The organism is Mycobacterium sp. DL592, assembly GCF_011694515.1.
Taxonomy (GTDB): domain Bacteria; phylum Actinomycetota; class Actinomycetes; order Mycobacteriales; family Mycobacteriaceae; genus Mycobacterium.
In genome coordinates this window covers 3,142,213-3,157,678 of the sequence record NZ_CP050192.1, presented here as the reverse complement: position 1 = coordinate 3,157,678, position 15,466 = coordinate 3,142,213, and the positions used below count along the sequence as shown (strand labels likewise).

14 protein-coding genes are annotated in these 15,466 nt (G+C 68.2%); 11 read left to right on the top strand and 3 right to left on the bottom strand.

Features of this window, described 5'->3' with window-relative positions; genetic code table 11:
- Window positions 1–24 precede the first annotated feature (24 nt).
- From HBE64_RS15145 to HBE64_RS15125, 5 genes are all read left to right on the top strand, one after another.
- A complete protein-coding gene (locus HBE64_RS15145) occupies window positions 25–600 on the top strand; it encodes a DUF1707 domain-containing protein (protein WP_167103666.1) in 576 nt (191 codons plus the stop codon).
- 9 nt (window positions 601–609) lie between these two features.
- Complete coding sequence (gene map, locus HBE64_RS15140; RefSeq protein WP_167103663.1) at window positions 610–1,470, top strand: type I methionyl aminopeptidase; 861 nt, start codon at window positions 610–612, stop codon at window positions 1,468–1,470.
- A gap of 73 nt (window positions 1,471–1,543) precedes the next feature.
- Window positions 1,544–3,049 carry a cobyric acid synthase gene (locus HBE64_RS15135; protein WP_167109242.1) on the top strand — a complete coding sequence of 502 codons (1,506 nt, stop codon included), beginning with the start codon at window positions 1,544–1,546 and terminating at the stop codon, window positions 3,047–3,049.
- 10 nt (window positions 3,050–3,059) lie between these two features.
- Window positions 3,060–3,728 (top strand): hypothetical protein, encoded by a 669-nt coding sequence (locus tag HBE64_RS15130; RefSeq protein WP_243841330.1) that lies wholly within the window; start codon window positions 3,060–3,062, stop codon window positions 3,726–3,728.
- 64 nt (window positions 3,729–3,792) lie between these two features.
- Entirely contained in the window at window positions 3,793–4,356 is a 564-nt protein-coding gene (locus HBE64_RS15125; RefSeq protein ID WP_167103660.1) for an alpha/beta hydrolase, read from the top strand.
- A gap of 2 nt (window positions 4,357–4,358) precedes the next feature.
- Here HBE64_RS15125 and ngg read toward each other — a convergent pair whose 3' ends face one another.
- Together ngg and HBE64_RS15115 are read right to left on the bottom strand one after the other, a co-directional pair.
- Window positions 4,359–6,104, bottom strand: coding sequence for an N-acetylglutaminylglutamine synthetase (gene ngg / locus HBE64_RS15120; protein ID WP_167103657.1), 1,746 nt, complete (start codon window positions 6,102–6,104; stop codon window positions 4,359–4,361).
- Window positions 6,101–7,900 carry an N-acetylglutaminylglutamine amidotransferase gene (locus HBE64_RS15115; RefSeq protein ID WP_167109238.1) on the bottom strand — a complete coding sequence of 600 codons (1,800 nt, stop codon included), beginning with the start codon at window positions 7,898–7,900 and terminating at the stop codon, window positions 6,101–6,103. The genes ngg and HBE64_RS15115 overlap by 4 nt, the downstream gene beginning before the upstream one ends.
- 553 nt (window positions 7,901–8,453) lie before the next feature.
- Between HBE64_RS15115 and HBE64_RS15110 the strand changes: the two genes are divergently transcribed.
- From HBE64_RS15110 to HBE64_RS15085, 6 genes are all read left to right on the top strand, one after another.
- Window positions 8,454–9,077 carry an ECF transporter S component gene (locus HBE64_RS15110; RefSeq protein WP_167103654.1) on the top strand — a complete coding sequence of 208 codons (624 nt, stop codon included), beginning with the start codon at window positions 8,454–8,456 and terminating at the stop codon, window positions 9,075–9,077.
- A 2-nt stretch (window positions 9,078–9,079) separates the two neighbouring features.
- The gene (locus HBE64_RS15105) at window positions 9,080–10,549 is read left to right on the top strand and encodes an ABC transporter ATP-binding protein (RefSeq protein WP_167103651.1); all 1,470 of its coding nucleotides are present in this window, start codon (window positions 9,080–9,082) and stop codon (window positions 10,547–10,549) included.
- Between the two features lie 98 nt (window positions 10,550–10,647).
- A complete protein-coding gene (locus HBE64_RS15100) occupies window positions 10,648–11,370 on the top strand; it encodes an energy-coupling factor transporter transmembrane protein EcfT (protein ID WP_243841329.1) in 723 nt (240 codons plus the stop codon).
- Window positions 11,367–11,924: a hypothetical protein gene (locus HBE64_RS15095; RefSeq protein WP_167103648.1), complete on the top strand. Its 558-nt coding sequence runs from the start codon at window positions 11,367–11,369 to the stop codon at window positions 11,922–11,924. Before HBE64_RS15100 ends, HBE64_RS15095 begins: the two co-directional genes overlap by 4 nt.
- A complete protein-coding gene (locus HBE64_RS15090; RefSeq protein WP_208300486.1) occupies window positions 11,921–12,829 on the top strand; it encodes an ABC transporter substrate-binding protein in 909 nt (302 codons plus the stop codon). The genes HBE64_RS15095 and HBE64_RS15090 overlap by 4 nt, the downstream gene beginning before the upstream one ends.
- A gap of 5 nt (window positions 12,830–12,834) precedes the next feature.
- On the top strand, window positions 12,835–13,695 hold the full coding sequence (locus tag HBE64_RS15085) for a sulfurtransferase (RefSeq protein ID WP_167103645.1): 861 nt from the start codon (window positions 12,835–12,837) through the stop codon (window positions 13,693–13,695).
- 92 nt (window positions 13,696–13,787) lie between these two features.
- On the opposite strand, the gene HBE64_RS15080 is transcribed toward HBE64_RS15085, so the two are convergent.
- Window positions 13,788–15,359 carry an amino acid permease gene (locus HBE64_RS15080; protein WP_167103642.1) on the bottom strand — a complete coding sequence of 524 codons (1,572 nt, stop codon included), beginning with the start codon at window positions 15,357–15,359 and terminating at the stop codon, window positions 13,788–13,790.
- Between the last annotated feature and the right edge of the window lie 107 nt (window positions 15,360–15,466).

Sequence of the window (15,466 nt, the reverse complement as noted above, 5' to 3'; positions counted from 1 at the left end):
CTGCGCAGGTACCGTGGACAGGTCATGACCGGAATCGACAACACGCCCGCGATGCGGGTCTCCGACGCCGACCGCAATGGGACTCTGCGGCGGCTGCACAACGCCGTCGCCCTCGGGCTGATCGACATCGGCGAGTTCGAGGAGCGCTCCGCGCAGGTGTCGGCGGCCCGGATGCGCACTGAGCTCGACGTCCTGGTCGACGACCTGCCCGGGCCGGGGGCCATCGTCACCTCGGCCGCCGATCGGGTGGAACTGCGCGGCTGGCTCGGCTCGCTCAAGCGGCAGGGGGAGTGGACGGTACCTACTCGGCTGGCCCTGGTGCGCCGGGTGGGGTCGGTCGAACTCGACCTGACCAACGCCCGCTTCGCCGGCCCGGTCGTGGTGATCGAACTGGACCTGGTGCGCGGCTCGCTGGACCTGCGGTTGCCCGAGGGCGCCAGCGCCTCCATCGACGATGTCACCGTCTACGGCGGTAGTGCCCGCGACCGCCGCAAGGATGCGCCCGCCGAGGGCAGCCCGCACGTGGTGCTCACCGGCCGGGTGGTGATGGGCATGGTCAACGTGCGCGGCCCCAAGCGCCCACTGCTGCGTCGCCGCTAGGCTTTGATCATGACCGTACGCAGCGCTCTTCGTGCCGGAGTGGTTTCGCCGACCCTGCCAGTGCCCAAGTCGATCGAGCGTCCGGAGTATGTCTGGAAGCCGACGGTCCAGGAGGGTTCCGAGCCGTGGGTGCAGACCCCCGAGGTGATCGAGAAGATGCGCATCGCCGGCCGGATCGCCGCCGGTGCGCTGGCCGAGGCCGGTAAGGCTGTGGCCCCCGGGGTGACCACCGACGAACTGGACCGCATCGCCCACGAGTACATGGTCGACCACGGCGCCTACCCGTCGACGCTGGGCTACAAGGGCTTCCCCAAGTCGTGCTGCACCTCGCTCAACGAGATCATCTGCCACGGCATCCCGGACTCGACCGTCGTCGAGGACGGCGACATCGTCAACATCGACGTCACCGCCTACATCCACGGTGTGCACGGCGACACCAACGCCACCTTCCTGGCCGGTGACGTCGCCGAGGAGCATCGCCTGCTCGTCGAGCGCACGCACGAGACCACCATGCGAGCCATCAAGGCCGTTAAGCCCGGCCGGGCGCTGTCGGCGGTGGGCCGGGTCATCGAGGCATACGCAAACCGCTTCGGCTACAGCGTGGTTCGCGATTTCACCGGACACGGCATCGGCACCACCTTCCACAACGGCCTGGTGGTGCTGCACTACGACCAGCCCAATGTGGAAACCGTTCTCGAACCGGGGATGACGTTCACCATCGAGCCGATGATCAACCTCGGCGCACTGGACTACGAGATCTGGGACGACGGCTGGACGGTGGCGACCAGGGACCGCAAGTGGACGGCGCAGTTCGAGCACACCCTGGTGGTCACCGACGACGGCGCCGAGATCCTGACCCTGGCCCCATAGCGGTGGTGAGTGTGCGTCCTCGTACGCGGTCAGCGGCGTGTTGCGTACGACACCGCACGCTCGGCGCGGGGACGTGAGCGGCGGGGCGCTGCTGATCGCCGGGACCACCTCCGATGCCGGCAAGTCGATGGTGGTCGCCGGCCTGTGTAGATTGCTGGCGCGCAAGGGAATTCGGGTGGCGCCGTTCAAGGCGCAGAACATGAGCAACAACTCGGTGGTCACTGTCGACGGCGGTGAGATCGGCCGGGCGCAAGGAATGCAGGCCCGCGCCGCGGGCCTGGCCCCCAGCATTCGCTTCAACCCGGTGCTGCTCAAACCCGGCAGCGACCGCACCTCGCAACTGGTGGTGCGCGGCCGGCCGGTCGGGCAGGTCAGCGCCGTCGACTACATCGAACACCGCGACCAGCTCGCCGGTGTGGTGGCCGACGAACTGGCCGGGCTGCGAGCCGAGTTCGACGTCGTGCTGTGCGAGGGCGCCGGCTCCCCAGCCGAGATCAACCTGCGGGCAACAGATCTGGCGAACATGGGATTGGCCCGGGCGGCGAATCTGCCCGTCGTCGTGGTCGGCGACATCGACCGCGGTGGCCTGCTGGCCCACCTGTTCGGCACCGTCGCCGTGCTCGCACCCGAAGACCAGGCGCTGATCGCCGGCTTCATCGTCAACAAGTTCCGCGGCGACCCCGCACTGCTGGCCCCCGGGCTCGATCAGCTCGCCGCGCTGTCCGGGCGCCCCACCTATGGGGTGGTGCCGTATTGCGAGGACCTGTGGCTCGATGCCGAGGACTCGGTGTCGGTGGTTGCCAGGCAGGTGATCGGCGTGCCCGCCCCGCCGCGCGGGCAGCAGTGGCTGCGGGTGGCCGCGATCCGGTTGCCGCGGATCTCCAACTCCACTGACGTCGAGGCGCTGGCCTGCGAACCCGGGGTGCTGGTCGGGTGGGTCACCGATCCCGCTGAGGTGGCCGACGCCGATGTCGTCGTCATCCCCGGTAGCAAGGCCACTGTCGCCGACCTGCAGTGGCTGCGCGAGCGGGGACTGGACGCGGCCATCGAGTCGCACGCCCGCTCGGGTCGTGTGGTGCTGGGAATCTGCGGCGGATTCCAGATGCTGTGCCGCCGCATCGTCGACACCGTGGAGACCCGCAGCGGCGAGGTGCCCGGGCTCGGACTGCTCGACGCCGACGTCGAGTTCGCCGCCGACAAGGTGCTCGCCCGCTGGGAGGCTCCGCTGTCGGGGTACGAGATCCACCACGGCCGGCTCACCCGCTGTACCGAGGACACCTGGTTCGACGTCGACGGCACCGCGCACGGCTATCTGCGCGGCCCGGTGTTCGGCACCCACTGGCACGGCCTGCTCGACAACGACGAGCTGCGCCGGGACTGGCTGCGCGCCGCCGCCGCGGCGGCGGGCAGGCACGAATTCGTGGTCGCCGGCGACGTCAGCGTGTCCGCGCGCCGTGACGCCCAGCTCGACGTCATGGCCGACCTGCTGGCCGGCCACCTCGACATCGAGGCCCTGCTGGCCCTGCTCGACCGCGGCGCTCCAGGGCGGCCCACGATCACCACGGCACTGCGTCGGTAGCCTGGTCACCATGGCCCGCCGGGGAGTGCGCAGCGCGATGCTCGCGGTAACCGTCCTCGTCGCGGCCGGCTGCGGATCCACGGTCGCGGGCAGCCCGACCTGGCCGGGTGCCACGCTGGACAAGGTGGCGCTGGGCGCCGCGGACTTCCCGCCCGGTGTCCAGTTCGACCGCATCACCGAAACGCCCGGCCAGCCCGACGGGGCCGGTGCTCCGCCGTCGATGCTGTCGCGGCCGGAAGGCTGCGCGAACGCGCTGACCAATGTGATCGCCCAGTCGGCGCAGCGCGGCCCGGGCAGCGCACTCAAGTACGCGGTGAGCTACGACGGCGCACGCATGCTGATGACCGTCGTGTCGTGGAATCTGGATCTGGACAGGCTGCAGGCGGCCGCCGAACGCTGCGCGAAGTTCGAGGCCCTCTTCGACACCGCCTCGGCGGGTATCCCGATCACGACCACCAAGCTGGCCGGTGCGCCCGACGGTGCGCTGGCGTACCAGCAGACGATGCAGCTCGGTGGTGCGGCCAACAGCGTGTACATGGCGTTCCAGAATGTCGGATCCCTGGCCGTGTTCGGAAGCGCTTTTCCCACACCGAATCCCGGTGTTCCCGCCAAAGCGGCTCTGCCACAGACCTTCTTGGATTCATTTGCCAAGCAGGCCGCCAAGATGAGGGCTCGCTGAGGAGCGGCCGACTAAGGTTCGCGAAACGGCCCGCCGCACTCCGCTTTCGGAGTAGCGTGGCGAAATGCCTTCGACGATGGTGACTGTCGACGGGTTCCCCGTGCAGGTCAGTGTGACAGGCCCGGAGAAGGGACCGTACGTAGTCGTGCTGGGTGCTGCCCAGCACGCACCTGCCGCTTATGACGCGGTGTGTCACCGCCTGCACACGGCGTCGGTCCGCACTGTCGTCATCGGCCACGACCCGCGGCTGCATCCCAAGGCCGTGACCGGCCTGCTGGACACCCTCGATGTGCGCTGGGGCGTATTGGTCGGTGACCGCGCCGGAGCCGAACAGGCCTGGGAACTCGCGGCCACCCGCCTGGACCGCTTCACCGGCCTGATCGTGATCGACCGCGGCCACCCCCGGGTCCCCGATCAGCACGGCGTCATCCGCGACGAGGACTGCCCGCCGGTCGAGATCAACACCACCGCTCTGGTCAGCAGCCCGGCGGCCCGCGCACTGGCCAAAGCCAGCCAGCGCTACGTCTACAGCGACTACCGGTTGGTGGAGTTCACCGGACGGCGCAATGCCGCCGAGTCCACCGCGCAGCTGGCCGCCGAGATCGTTCTGCGCACCAGCACCTGGTGAATTCACACCCCGTTGGGCGTCCACGGCTGTGGTAGCCCCGGATTGCCGGGGAACAGGAAGTCGACGAACGCCGCGGCGGTGGGCTGCGGCTGGTGGTTGGCCAGCCCGGGCCGTTCGTTGGCCTCGATGAATACGTAGTCGGCACGGGTGACGTCGGTGACCAGCAGGTCGATGCCGGTGACCGGGATTCCGATGGCCTGTGCGGCGGCGACGGCCACCCTGCGTAACTCCGGATGCACGATCGCGGTCACGTCGTGGATGGTGCCGCCCTGGTGCAGGTTGGCCGCCCGGCGTACCCGCAGCCGCTCGCCCTCGGGCAGCACGGCGTCCAATGTCCAGCCGGCCTCGGCCACCGTGGTCTCGGTGACCGCATCGAGCGGGATGTGTGACTCGCCGCCGGTGGCGGCGGCACGGCGCCGGCTCTGGGTCTCGATCAGCTCCCGCACGGTGTGCCGTCCGGTGCCCACCACCTCAGCGGGTTTGCGCACCGCGGCGGCGACGACTTTGCCGTCGATCACCACCAGCCGCAGGTCGTCGCCCTGGGCGCGCTGCTCGATGAGCACCTCGGGATGGTGTTCACGCGCCCTGGCCAGCGCGTCGTCCAGCGCTTCGGGGCTGTCCACCCCGACGGTGATGCCCTTTCCCTGTTCGCCGCGGGTCGGCTTGACCACGACGTCACCGACCTCGGCCAGGAATGCGTGGTCGTCGGCGTCGAAGGTCGCCAGCCTGCCGGTGGGGACCGCGATGCCGGCCTCGGAGACGATGCGACGGGTCAGCCGCTTGTCGTCGCAGCGGCTCATCGCCACCGCAGAGGTGTACTCGCTCAACGATTCTCGGGTGACGACACTGCGACCGCCGTGTGACAGCCGCATCTCACCGGTTTCGGCGTCGAGGACCTCGATGTGGATGCCGCGGCGCATCGCCTCGTCGGCGATGATGCGGGCGTACGGGTTGAGGTCGTCGACGGTTTCCGACGCCGGGGTGAACAGCGGCTCGTTGATCGCGTTCTTGCGTTTGACGGCCAGCACCGGCACCCGCTTGAAGCCCAGCTTCTCGTAGAGGCCGATCGCCGCGTCGTTGTCGTAGGCCACCGACAGGTCCAGGTAGGCGCGGCCGCGGCCGCGGAAGATCGCGGCGAGCGTCTCGGTGAGTGCGGCGCCGATGCCCGGCAGGCTGGCGGTCGGATCGACGGCCAGCGTCCACAGGCTGGCACCGTCCTCGGGGTCGTTGAACAGCCGGCGATGGTCCACTCCGGTCACGGTGCCCACGACGGTTGCGTCGTCGTCGCGGACCGCGACGAGATACTCGACGGCGTCGGCGTGCAGGTGGTTGTCCCAGATCAGATCGGTCGGGGCGGGCACCATGCCGCAGCGCACGTACACCCGGTTCATCGCGTCGGCTTCGGCCTTGTCGCCCAGGGCCCGGATCGAGAAGCCGATGGGCTGGTGCGGCGCGACGTCCTCGCCGTCGCTGAAGCGGCGGCGGTAGGTGTGGCTGGGGTCGATGAACAGTTCGGCCGGTGACTTGGCCACCAGCACATGGGATTCCCGGGCGTAGATGCAGATGTCGCGGCGGCCCTGCTCCTCCTGCTGCAGGACACCGGCCAGCTTGTCCGGGTCGCTGAAGGTCTGCCCGAAAATCAAACGGCCCCAGCCGAGTTCGAGGACCACGTCGTCGTCCATCGCGTCGACGAGGTCGGGCGGGGAGGCGTCGTGCAGGCCCATTGTGATGGCTTCAGTGTGGATCATGCCGCGGCCCCGGTGATGTCGTGGTTCTGCAACCACAGTTCCAGCAGGCCGAGCTGCCACAGTTCGTTACCGCGCAGCGGCGTCAGGGTGGCATTCGGGTCGGCGAGCAGCCGTTCGACGGCGTCCGGACGGAACAGCCCACGCTCCTTGGCCTGTGGCGCGTAGAGGGCGTCGCGGACCAGGTCCAGGTACGGCCCTTCCAGGTGCGTCAGCGCCGGAACCGGGAAATAACCCTTCGGCCGGTCGATCACCTCGGCCGGAATCACCTGTCGGGCTGCCTCTTTCAGCACGCCCTTGCCGCCGTGGGCGGTCTTGAGTTCGGGTGGGCAGCTGGCCGCGAGCTCGACGAGTTCGTGGTCGAGGAACGGCACCCGGCCCTCCAGCCCCCACGCCATCGTCATGTTGTCGACCCGCTTGACCGGGTCGTCGACCAACATCACGGTGGTGTCCAGACGCAGTGCGCGGTCCACGCCGGTCTGCGCGCCCGGGCGCGCGAAGTGGTCGGTGACGAACGCCAGGCTGTCGTCAGCCGCGAGCTCCTCGGACAGCAGGGCATTGACTCCGCCGTGGTCGCGGTCGAAGAACGCCGCGCGGTAGCGCTGCACCGAACCCGCCACACCGGCCGCGTCGGCGTGGCCCATCGGGGGATACCAGTGGTAGCCGGCGAATACCTCGTCGGCGCCCTGACCGGACTGCACCACCTTCACGTGGCGGGAAACCTCTTGGCTCAGAAGATAGAACGCCACACAGTCGTGGCTGACCATGGGTTCGCTCATGGCGCCGATCGCCCCGTCGAGGGCGGGCAGCATCCGTGCGGTGTCGATGCGGATCTGGTGGTGATCGGTGCCGAACCGCTGCGCGACGAGGTCGGAGTAGACGAACTCGTCGCCCTTGACGCCGCCGACCGACTCGAAGCCGATGGAGAACGTGGACAGGCCGTGTTGGCCGGCCTCGGACAGCAGGCCGACGATCAGGCTGGAGTCGACTCCGCCGGACAGCAGGCACCCGACGGGCACGTCGGCGACCAGCCTTCTCTTGACGGCCGTCCGCAGGGCGGCGAGAACCGCGTCCTGCCAATCTTTTTCGGACCAGTCGGCACGGTCGGCGCGGCGGGTGAAGTCGGGTTGCCAGTAGGTGGTGGTGGTCTGGGTGCCGTCGGGTTCGACGGCCAGCAGGGTGCCCGGCGCCAGCTTGCGGACACCGCGCAGGATGGTGTGCGGCGCGGGCACCACCGAGTGGAAGCTCAGATAGTGGTGCAGCGCGACCGGGTCGATGCGGGTGTCGACGCCACCGCCGGCCAGCAGTGCGGGCAGCGACGACGCGAACCGGATGCGGTGGGTGTCGCTGCTGAGGTACAGCGGTTTGATGCCCAGCCGGTCGCGGCCCAGCAGGACTCTGCCGCTGTCGCGCTCGGCGATCGCGAAGGCGAACATGCCGTGCAGCCGCTCGACGAACCGGTCACCCCAGTGGTGGTAGGCCTTCAGCAGCACCTCGGTGTCGCTGTGCGAGAAGAACCGGTATCCGTGCCCGGCGAGTTCGCGGCGCAGCGCCTCGTAGTTGTAGATGCAGCCGTTCCAGCAGATGGTCAGGCCCAGTTCGGCGTCGACCATCGGCTGCGCACCGGCCTCGGACAGGTCGATGATCTTGAGCCGCCGGTGCGCCAGCGCCACTCGGCCCGCCGACCACACCCCGGAACCGTCGGGTCCGCGGCGCGTCATCGCCTCGGCCATCGCGGTCACCGCCGCCACGTCAGGTGCCTGGTTGTCGAGCCGGACCTCGCCCGTCGCTCCACACATCGTTGCGGTCATCCCGTCTGTCGCTTGTGTGCCGGGTTATGTACCCGCGGGGGCCGGTTTTCAATCTGTGCCGAGACCCGCGTCACGTCGGTCGGGGCGTCGATACCCCGCGAACGCGGGGGAAGGGGCGTTGTGCTCAGCTTGATCAATACTCGGCGGCCGTTGCCAGGGTGCTGCCGCCGCTGGCGTCAACTGTGCGTTTGAGTTCCGACGTAGGTCATTCGGCGTCCGGCCGCGTGGGCGCCGCGACTTGGCCGAACGGCCCGTGCAGGCGCCGGTGTTACCGTTTCCGGCACGCAGGACCCACGGGGTGCACCGCTGAGAGAGCAGGCCATCGACGGCCTCGCTAACCCGTAGAACCTGGATGAGCCGAGACTCACGCGAGCCGCTCATCGGAGGGATGGGACCACCACTTCGACTGGAGGTCTGATGCACCAGCTGTGTTGCCGATCTGAAAAGCTCTGTCCCGGAACGCTGTAACTCCAGCGAGTCAACTTCCGGCGGGTCGGTTCCGGCCCGCCGTCCCCAAATCCCGTTCGAAAGGAACTTCGTCATGTCTTCGGAAGCAGTCACATCCACCTCGTCGTCCCCGCTGCCGTCCACGCCGAAGTGGCGCGTGGTCGACATCGTCGTCGCAAGCGTCATCGGAGTGGCGTTCGGCGTCGTCTATTGGGCGTGGGGCATCGCCTACAACGGGCTGAGCACACCGCTGCAGGTTCTCCCCGGGCTCTCGTCGATCCTGGGCGGCGTCTGGCTGATTGCGGGAGTCACCGGCGGGCTCGTCGTCCGCAAGCCGGGAGCCGCCATCTACACCGAGTTGCTCGCCGCCGTGGTGTCGGCCGTCGTGGGCACCCAGTGGGGCTTCCTCACCCTGGTGTCGGGGGCGGTCCAGGGGTTGGGTGCCGAACTCGTCTTCGCGGCGTTCCTGTATCGCCGATTCGGTGTTCGGGTGGCCGCGCTGGCGGGAGCCGCAGCCGGCCTGGCACTGGCGATCAACGACCTCGTCCTCTGGTATCCCGGGGTGAGCGCGACGTTCCGGGTCGTCTACGTCGCGGGTTCTTTGATCTCAGGCCTCGTCATCGCAGGTGTGCTGGGCTTCTATCTGGTTCAGGCGCTCGCCCGCGCCGGTGTCCTGAGCCGTTTCGCGGCCGGCCGGGAAGTCACCCGGGAGGTCTGAACATGACCACCGGCGGTGTTCGTGTCGACGCGCTGGGCTGGGGCTGGCGGCACGCCGGACGGAAGGCCCGCGCGCTCTCGGATGTGACCGTGACGATCCAGCCCGGCGAACGGGTGCTTCTGCTGGGACGCTCGGGTGCGGGGAAATCCACGTTCCTGCATGCCCTGGCAGGGGTTCTCGGGGGCGCCGAGGAAGGCGAGCAGCACGGCCGGCTACTTGTCGACGGCGAGCCACCGGCGTCGCGGCGGGGGTCGGTGGGTTTGCTGATGCAGGATCCGGATTCCCAGATCGTGCTGTCGCGCGTCGGCGACGACGTGGCATTCGGACCCGAGAATCTCGGCGTGCCGCGGGAGGCGATCTGGCGGCGGGTGCGGGATTGCCTCGCCTCGGTGGGCCTCGACGTGCCGTTGGAGTCGTCGACGGCAGCGTTGTCGGGTGGGCAGAAGCAACGGCTTGCCCTGGCGGGCATCCTGGCGCTGCGGCCGGGTCTGCTGTTGCTCGACGAGCCGACCGCAAATCTCGACCCCGCAGGCGTCGTGGAGGTGCGGGACGCGGTGGCCCGGGTACTCGACGAAACCGAGTCGACGTTGGTGGTGGTCGAGCACCGGGTCGAGGTGTGGCTCAACGTGGTCAACCGTGTCATCGTGCTGGATTCCACGGCGGGTGTCGTGGCCGACGGGCCGCCGGAGCAGGTCCTCACCGCCCAGGCCGACGATCTTGCCGCTGCCGGGGTATGGGTTCCCGGCCGCCATTGTGCGCCGCCGCGAGAACAACGGAACTCGAGCGCGCCGGTACTGCTGTCGGCCGAGGCACTCGCTGTGGAGCGCTCCAAGCGTGAGCCGCTCGGACATTCGCTGGATTTCACCGTCCAAGCGGGCCGAGCGCTTGCCATCACCGGCCCTAACGGAGCCGGAAAGTCCACGCTCGCACTGACTTTAGCCGGCTTGCTGCGGCCGGCGGCCGGCGCGTTCGTCGCCGCGGACTCGCTCGCCGGCGGTCTTGGGACCCAGCCCATCCGGTGGCGGGCCAGGGATCTGCTCACCAGGATCGGCACCGTCTTTCAGGAGTCGGAACACCAGTTCCTCACCACGACAGTGCGTGCGGAACTCGAAGTGGGCCCGCGTGCGCTGGGGTTGGCCGAGGACGAGACCCGCGCTCGCATTGACGATCTCCTCGAGCGCCTGCGCTTGACGGCGTTGGCCGCCGCGCACCCGTTCACCTTGTCCGGCGGCGAGAAACGGCGCCTGTCGGTGGCCACGGTGCTGGCGAGCCGGCCCAGAGTCGTCATTCTCGACGAACCCACGTTCGGGCAGGACGCGCGCACCTGGCGCGAACTCGTCGAGCTGTTGGGATCGCTGTTGTCGGACGGGCATGCGGTGGTCGCCGTCACCCATGACGACGACTTCGTCGGCTCCCTCGCCGACGAGGTCATCGAATTGCCCGCCTACGCACGTGCTTCGGCGGCGCTGTGACCGAGACGGGTGAGGCGATCGCCTCGTGTTCCGATTCGGCCGTCCTCAATCACCCGGCTGGACGGCCTGGGTTTTGGCTCAACCCCGCCGCGAAACTGGTGTCGGTCCTGATTGTCACGGTGGTGCTCTTACTGTCCATCGACTGGGTTTCGGCTGCGGTGGCGTTGGGGTGCGAGGCGCTGTGGCTGGGGTGGGTCGGCAGCGGCAGCCCGCGCTGGCTGGTGACGACGTGGCCGGTCTGGGTCAGCGCAGTCATGGCGGGTATCACGACAGTGTTGTACGGCCAGGTCAGTGGCGTGGTCCACTTCTCCTTCGGTCCGGTCAACGTGTCCGACGGATCGATCCAGCTCGCCGTTGCGACCGCCTTGCGGATTCTGGCCATCGGACTTCCCGGAGTCGTCCTGTTCAGTACGACCGATCCGACTGACCTTGCCGACGCCCTGGCCCAGCGGTTGCGGCTTCCGGCCCGCTTTGTGCTCGGCGGGCTGGCGGGGTTGCGGTTGGTGGGGTTGTTCGTCGAAGACTGGCGCTATCTGTCGCTGGCGCGCCGGGCACGTGGTCTCGATGACGGATGGAACCTCGCCAGCCGGATACGGCGAACCGCGGCGCAGGCATTCACTCTGCTGATTCTGGCGATCCGTCGCGGCAGCAAGCTCGCTACGGCGATGGAGGCCAAGGGTTTTGGTGCGGCGGCTACGCGCACCTGGGCGCGGCCGTCGCCGTTGTCGTGGGCTGACGCGGTGCTCGTCGGAGTCGCCGTGCTGACGGCGGTGGCTGCGGTCAGCGTGTCCGTGTACACGGGCACCTGGCGGACCCTGTGAGCGGGTTGGCCGAGTGGGCCGAGGCGATCGTGCCCCATGTCGTGGCCCCTGACGCGATCGTGCTGATCGACGGCAGGTCTGGCGCCGGAAAGACCACCCTGGCTCGTGAGGTATGCGATCGAGCTGCTCTGCAGGGCGTTTCGGTTCAGTTGATCCACGTCGAGGACATCTATCCGGGCTGGGGCGGGCTCGCGGACGCGGTGCAGATCGTCGCCGCGCAGATCGTCGGGCCGTTGGCGGCAGGCCGTAACGCGCAATGGCAATCCTACGATTGGGATCGCGGCGCACCTGGGCCGTTGCGCCACGCGCACTCTGGACAGCCCGTTCTGATCGAAGGTGTCGGTGCGCTGTCCAAAGACAGTGCAGCACATGCCAGCTGGCGGGTGTGGATGGAAGCACCCACCGGCCTGCGGCGTAGCCGTGCCTTGGCCAGGGATGGTGATCTCTACCGGCCGCACTGGACGCAGTGGGCTGACGCCGAGACGGGATTCATCAACCTTCATCAGCCGGCGAAGCTGGCCGACATCATCATCACGACGAAGGAAAGCCCTTGACGAACAAGCGGATTCGCATCGTCAACGAATACTTCCACCCCTGGCCCAACTCCGCGGGGTTCTACCTGGCTCGTACCGAAGGCTGGTACGCCGAAGCGGGGATCGACCTTGAATTCCTGCAACCGGATCCCGGTGTCGGTGACGGGTTGCATTACCTACGCCGCGGTGACGCCGACGTCGCCATCGCCCCACTCAACCGCCTGCTGCAGCGGCGCAGCGCAGGCGAGGAGCTGGTGGCGGTGGCGGCGGTCAATCAGCGCGGGCTCGACACGGTACGGACCGTGACCGCGACCGGGATCACCAGGCTCGCCGACCTGAGCAATCGCAGAGTAGGGCTCAATCCGACACCGCGCGGAGTGGCGGTGGTCAGCGCCCTTGTCGAACGGGACGGGGGAGACCCGTCGACCGTGCAGTTCGTCGATCTGGGCAGCCGGGAGCTGACCCTCGCCGAGATCGCCGACGGCCACGTCGACGCCACGTTCGGCTCGTACTGGGCATGGGACAACCTGCGCGACGAGGCTTCCGATTCGCTGGCGTGGAACGTCGACGAACACCTCGGGGTCGGCTATCACAATTACGTACTCGTGGTCCGGCAATCCTGGGCACTCGACGACCCATCGACCGTGCAGGCCCTGGTGGCCGCCACGGCGCGCGGATATCTCGCTGCGGCCGCTGACCCGGAATCCGTGTCGGAGTTGTACGAAGCCGTCACCCCGTACTTTCCGCAGCGGCTCCTGCTGGATTCGGCACGCGCGGTGTCGACCACCTGGCTCTTCGACGGCCGATGGGGAGCACTGCGAGACGAGCTCATCGGCCCCTACGCCGAATGGCTTGCGCACCATGGGATCCTCCCTGAGGCATCGGTGTGGCGCGAAGTCTGTGCCACCCCCGCAGTGAAGGTCTGACCGCGGTGGCCGAGCTGATTTCCGCCGACGAACTGGCAGCCCTGCGCACGAGCCACGATCTGGTGGTCGCCGACGCCTCCGTTGACCTGCCCGCTGCGCGTTTCGACGGCGACCACCAGGTCCGCTCCGGGCGCCACCTGTGGCGCCAGGCCCACATTCCCGGGTCCGTTCACCTCGACCTCGTCGGCGAACTCCACGACGGCTCCGCGGGCTACCACTTTGCGGTACCGGCCGCAGCCGACCTGGCGGGCCGGTTGGCCAGGCGCGGAATCGGCCCGCACACAACGGTGGTCACCTATGACCGTGGCGACATGATGTGGGCCGCTCGACTGTGGTGGACCCTGCGCTGGGTCGGGGTAGACGCGCGGGTGCTCGACGGCGGGTTGCCCGCGTGGGCGTCGCGGTATCCCGTCTCGGCGGGGGCGGAGCCGGAACCCGTTGCGGCAGATCCCTGGACTCCGGCGCAAACCCTCGATGTGTGGGCGGACCAGGCCGCGGTCGCGGCAATCGCGGCCGGCGCGGCACCCGGAACTCTGGTGTGTGGGCTGTCCGGCGAGGCCTTCGCCGGCCGGGTTCCGTCCCGGTACCGCCGCCGGGGCCACATTCCCGGCAGCGTCAACATTCCGGCGCGGGCACATGTCGGGGACGACGGATTGCTCTCGGGCCCCGACGCGCTGCGGGCTCCGTACGCGACGATCTCGTCATACCCGTTGGTCCTCTACTGCGGCGGCGGGATCTCGGCCAGTTTGAACGCGCTGGCGTTGACGCTCACCGGGGTCAGCGACATTCGTCTCTACGACGGCTCGCTGGAGCAGTGGGCAGCTGATCCGTCCGCACCGTTGCAGGTTGACCTCGACGGCGCCTGAGCCACCTCACATGAACCGCGCCCCTCGGCCTGATGGCACGAGGGGCGCGGGGCCCGCCTCGCGGCGGGCCTGGAAATGACGTCTCCTTTGTTCTAGGAAACCCCCTCCAGTTCCTCGCCGCTGATGTCCACCTGCTTGATCGGTCCGGTGAACCAGTTCTTCACCGACGCATGCCAGTAGATCCACAGCAGGATCAACACGCCACCGACCAGAAGCGGGGTGTAGTTGACGAACTTCCATTCGAAGCTGGCATCCCACGGCGCACCGCTGATGGAGGTCGGGAACATCGCGATGATCGAGGTGACGACGATCTCGATCAGGGCCAGCGGCGCCATCCACTTGTGGTGGCCGCGCAGGTTCCACTTGCCCAGCGGGAACGAATCGCCGGCTTTCCACCGGTAGTAGATCGGCACCGCGAAGCACAGGTACAGACCTACAACGCCGATGGAGACGACCGCGAAGAACGCGATCGGCACCGGTGCACCGTTGATGTCCACCTCGACCAGTGCGGGCAGCGTGATGATCGCCGCGATCGCCGCAGTGACGATGACGGCGTTGGCCGGCACCTTCTTGGCGTTGACCTTCGACCACAACTGGTGGCCGGGCACCGCGCGGTCGCGGCTGAAGGCGAACAGCATGCGTGAGGAACTGGTCTGGCACGCCGTGGTGCAGAACAGCTGGCCGGCCGTCGAGATCAGCAAGACGATCGCGACCCACTTGGAGTCCATCGCCTGGGCGAAGATCGTGGCGACGGCGCCGCCGCCCTTCGTCACGCCGTCGACGTCCTGCACGGCGAACAAGAAGGTCAGCAGCAGGATCCAGCCGCCGATCGCCGAGTAGAAGATCGACCGCCAGATGCCCTTGGCGGCACCGTCGGCGGCGCTCTTGGTTTCCTCGGACAGGTGCGCCGAGGCGTCGTAGCCGGTGATCGTGTACTGGGTCAGGATCGCCGACATCGGCAGCACGAACAGCAGGAAGCCGAAGCCGGAGGTCGAACCGCCGAAGAAGCCGGTGTTGTTGACCGTGGTGGCGAAGACCGTCGAGAAGCTGGCGTGCTGCTCGGGGATGGCCCACAGGATCACGATGACGGCGGCGGCACCGATGACGTGCCACCACACCGAGATGTTGTTGATGACGGCCAGCAGGTGGCTGGAGAAGATGTTGATCACCGCGACCACCACCAGGATCACCAGGAAGATGATGAAGGTGCGCTGCAGGCTGTAGCCTGCCAGCCAGCTCTCGCTGAACGTGCCCAGTGTCAGGTCCAGGAACGTCGCCGACCCGTAGGCCACCGACGCCAGGATGGCGATCAGCCCGACCAGGTTCAGCCAGCCGGTGTAGTACCCGGCCTTAGGTCCGCCGAGTTTGGCTGCCCACCAATAGATTCCGCCCGATGTCGGGAACGCCGACACCAGCTCGGACATACACAACCCGATGAACAGGATGAAGACTGACAGGATCGGCCAGCCCCAGGCGATGGCCGCCGGCCCGCCGTTGTTCCAGCCGAGGCCGAACGAGGTGAAGCAGCCCGCCAGGATCGAGATGATCGAGAACGAGATGGCGAAGTTGGAAAATCCGGACCAGGACCGATGCAGCTCCTGGGAGTAACCAAGGCTGGCGAGGTGTCGTTCGTCCTCGTCGAGTATTTCGTGACCCTCTGGCACAGCGCTACTCCTTCTGATCCGTTCTGGGCGTTGGTGGTATGGAGGCGTCGACCGGCGCGCTCTAATTGGGCAGAATAGAGTGCTATTGGTCTGGTGTCCTACCTTTG

Bases quoted from the DNA above. Each gene is read 5' to 3' on its own strand.
- HBE64_RS15105 (WP_167103651.1), top strand. From the start codon at position 9,080: ATGACCACCGGCGGTGTTCGTGTCGACGCGCTGGGCTGGGGCTGGCGG.
- HBE64_RS15145 (WP_167103666.1), top strand. From the start codon at position 25: ATGACCGGAATCGACAACACGCCCGCGATGCGGGTCTCCGACGCCGAC.
- HBE64_RS15130 (WP_243841330.1), top strand. From the start codon at position 3,060: ATGGCCCGCCGGGGAGTGCGCAGCGCGATGCTCGCGGTAACCGTCCTC.
- HBE64_RS15115 (WP_167109238.1), bottom strand. From the start codon at position 7,900: ATGTGTGGAGCGACGGGCGAGGTCCGGCTCGACAACCAGGCACCTGAC.
- HBE64_RS15125 (WP_167103660.1), top strand. From the start codon at position 3,793: ATGCCTTCGACGATGGTGACTGTCGACGGGTTCCCCGTGCAGGTCAGT.
- ngg (WP_167103657.1), bottom strand. From the start codon at position 6,104: ATGATCCACACTGAAGCCATCACAATGGGCCTGCACGACGCCTCCCCG.
- map (WP_167103663.1), top strand. From the start codon at position 610: ATGACCGTACGCAGCGCTCTTCGTGCCGGAGTGGTTTCGCCGACCCTG.
- HBE64_RS15110 (WP_167103654.1), top strand. From the start codon at position 8,454: ATGTCTTCGGAAGCAGTCACATCCACCTCGTCGTCCCCGCTGCCGTCC.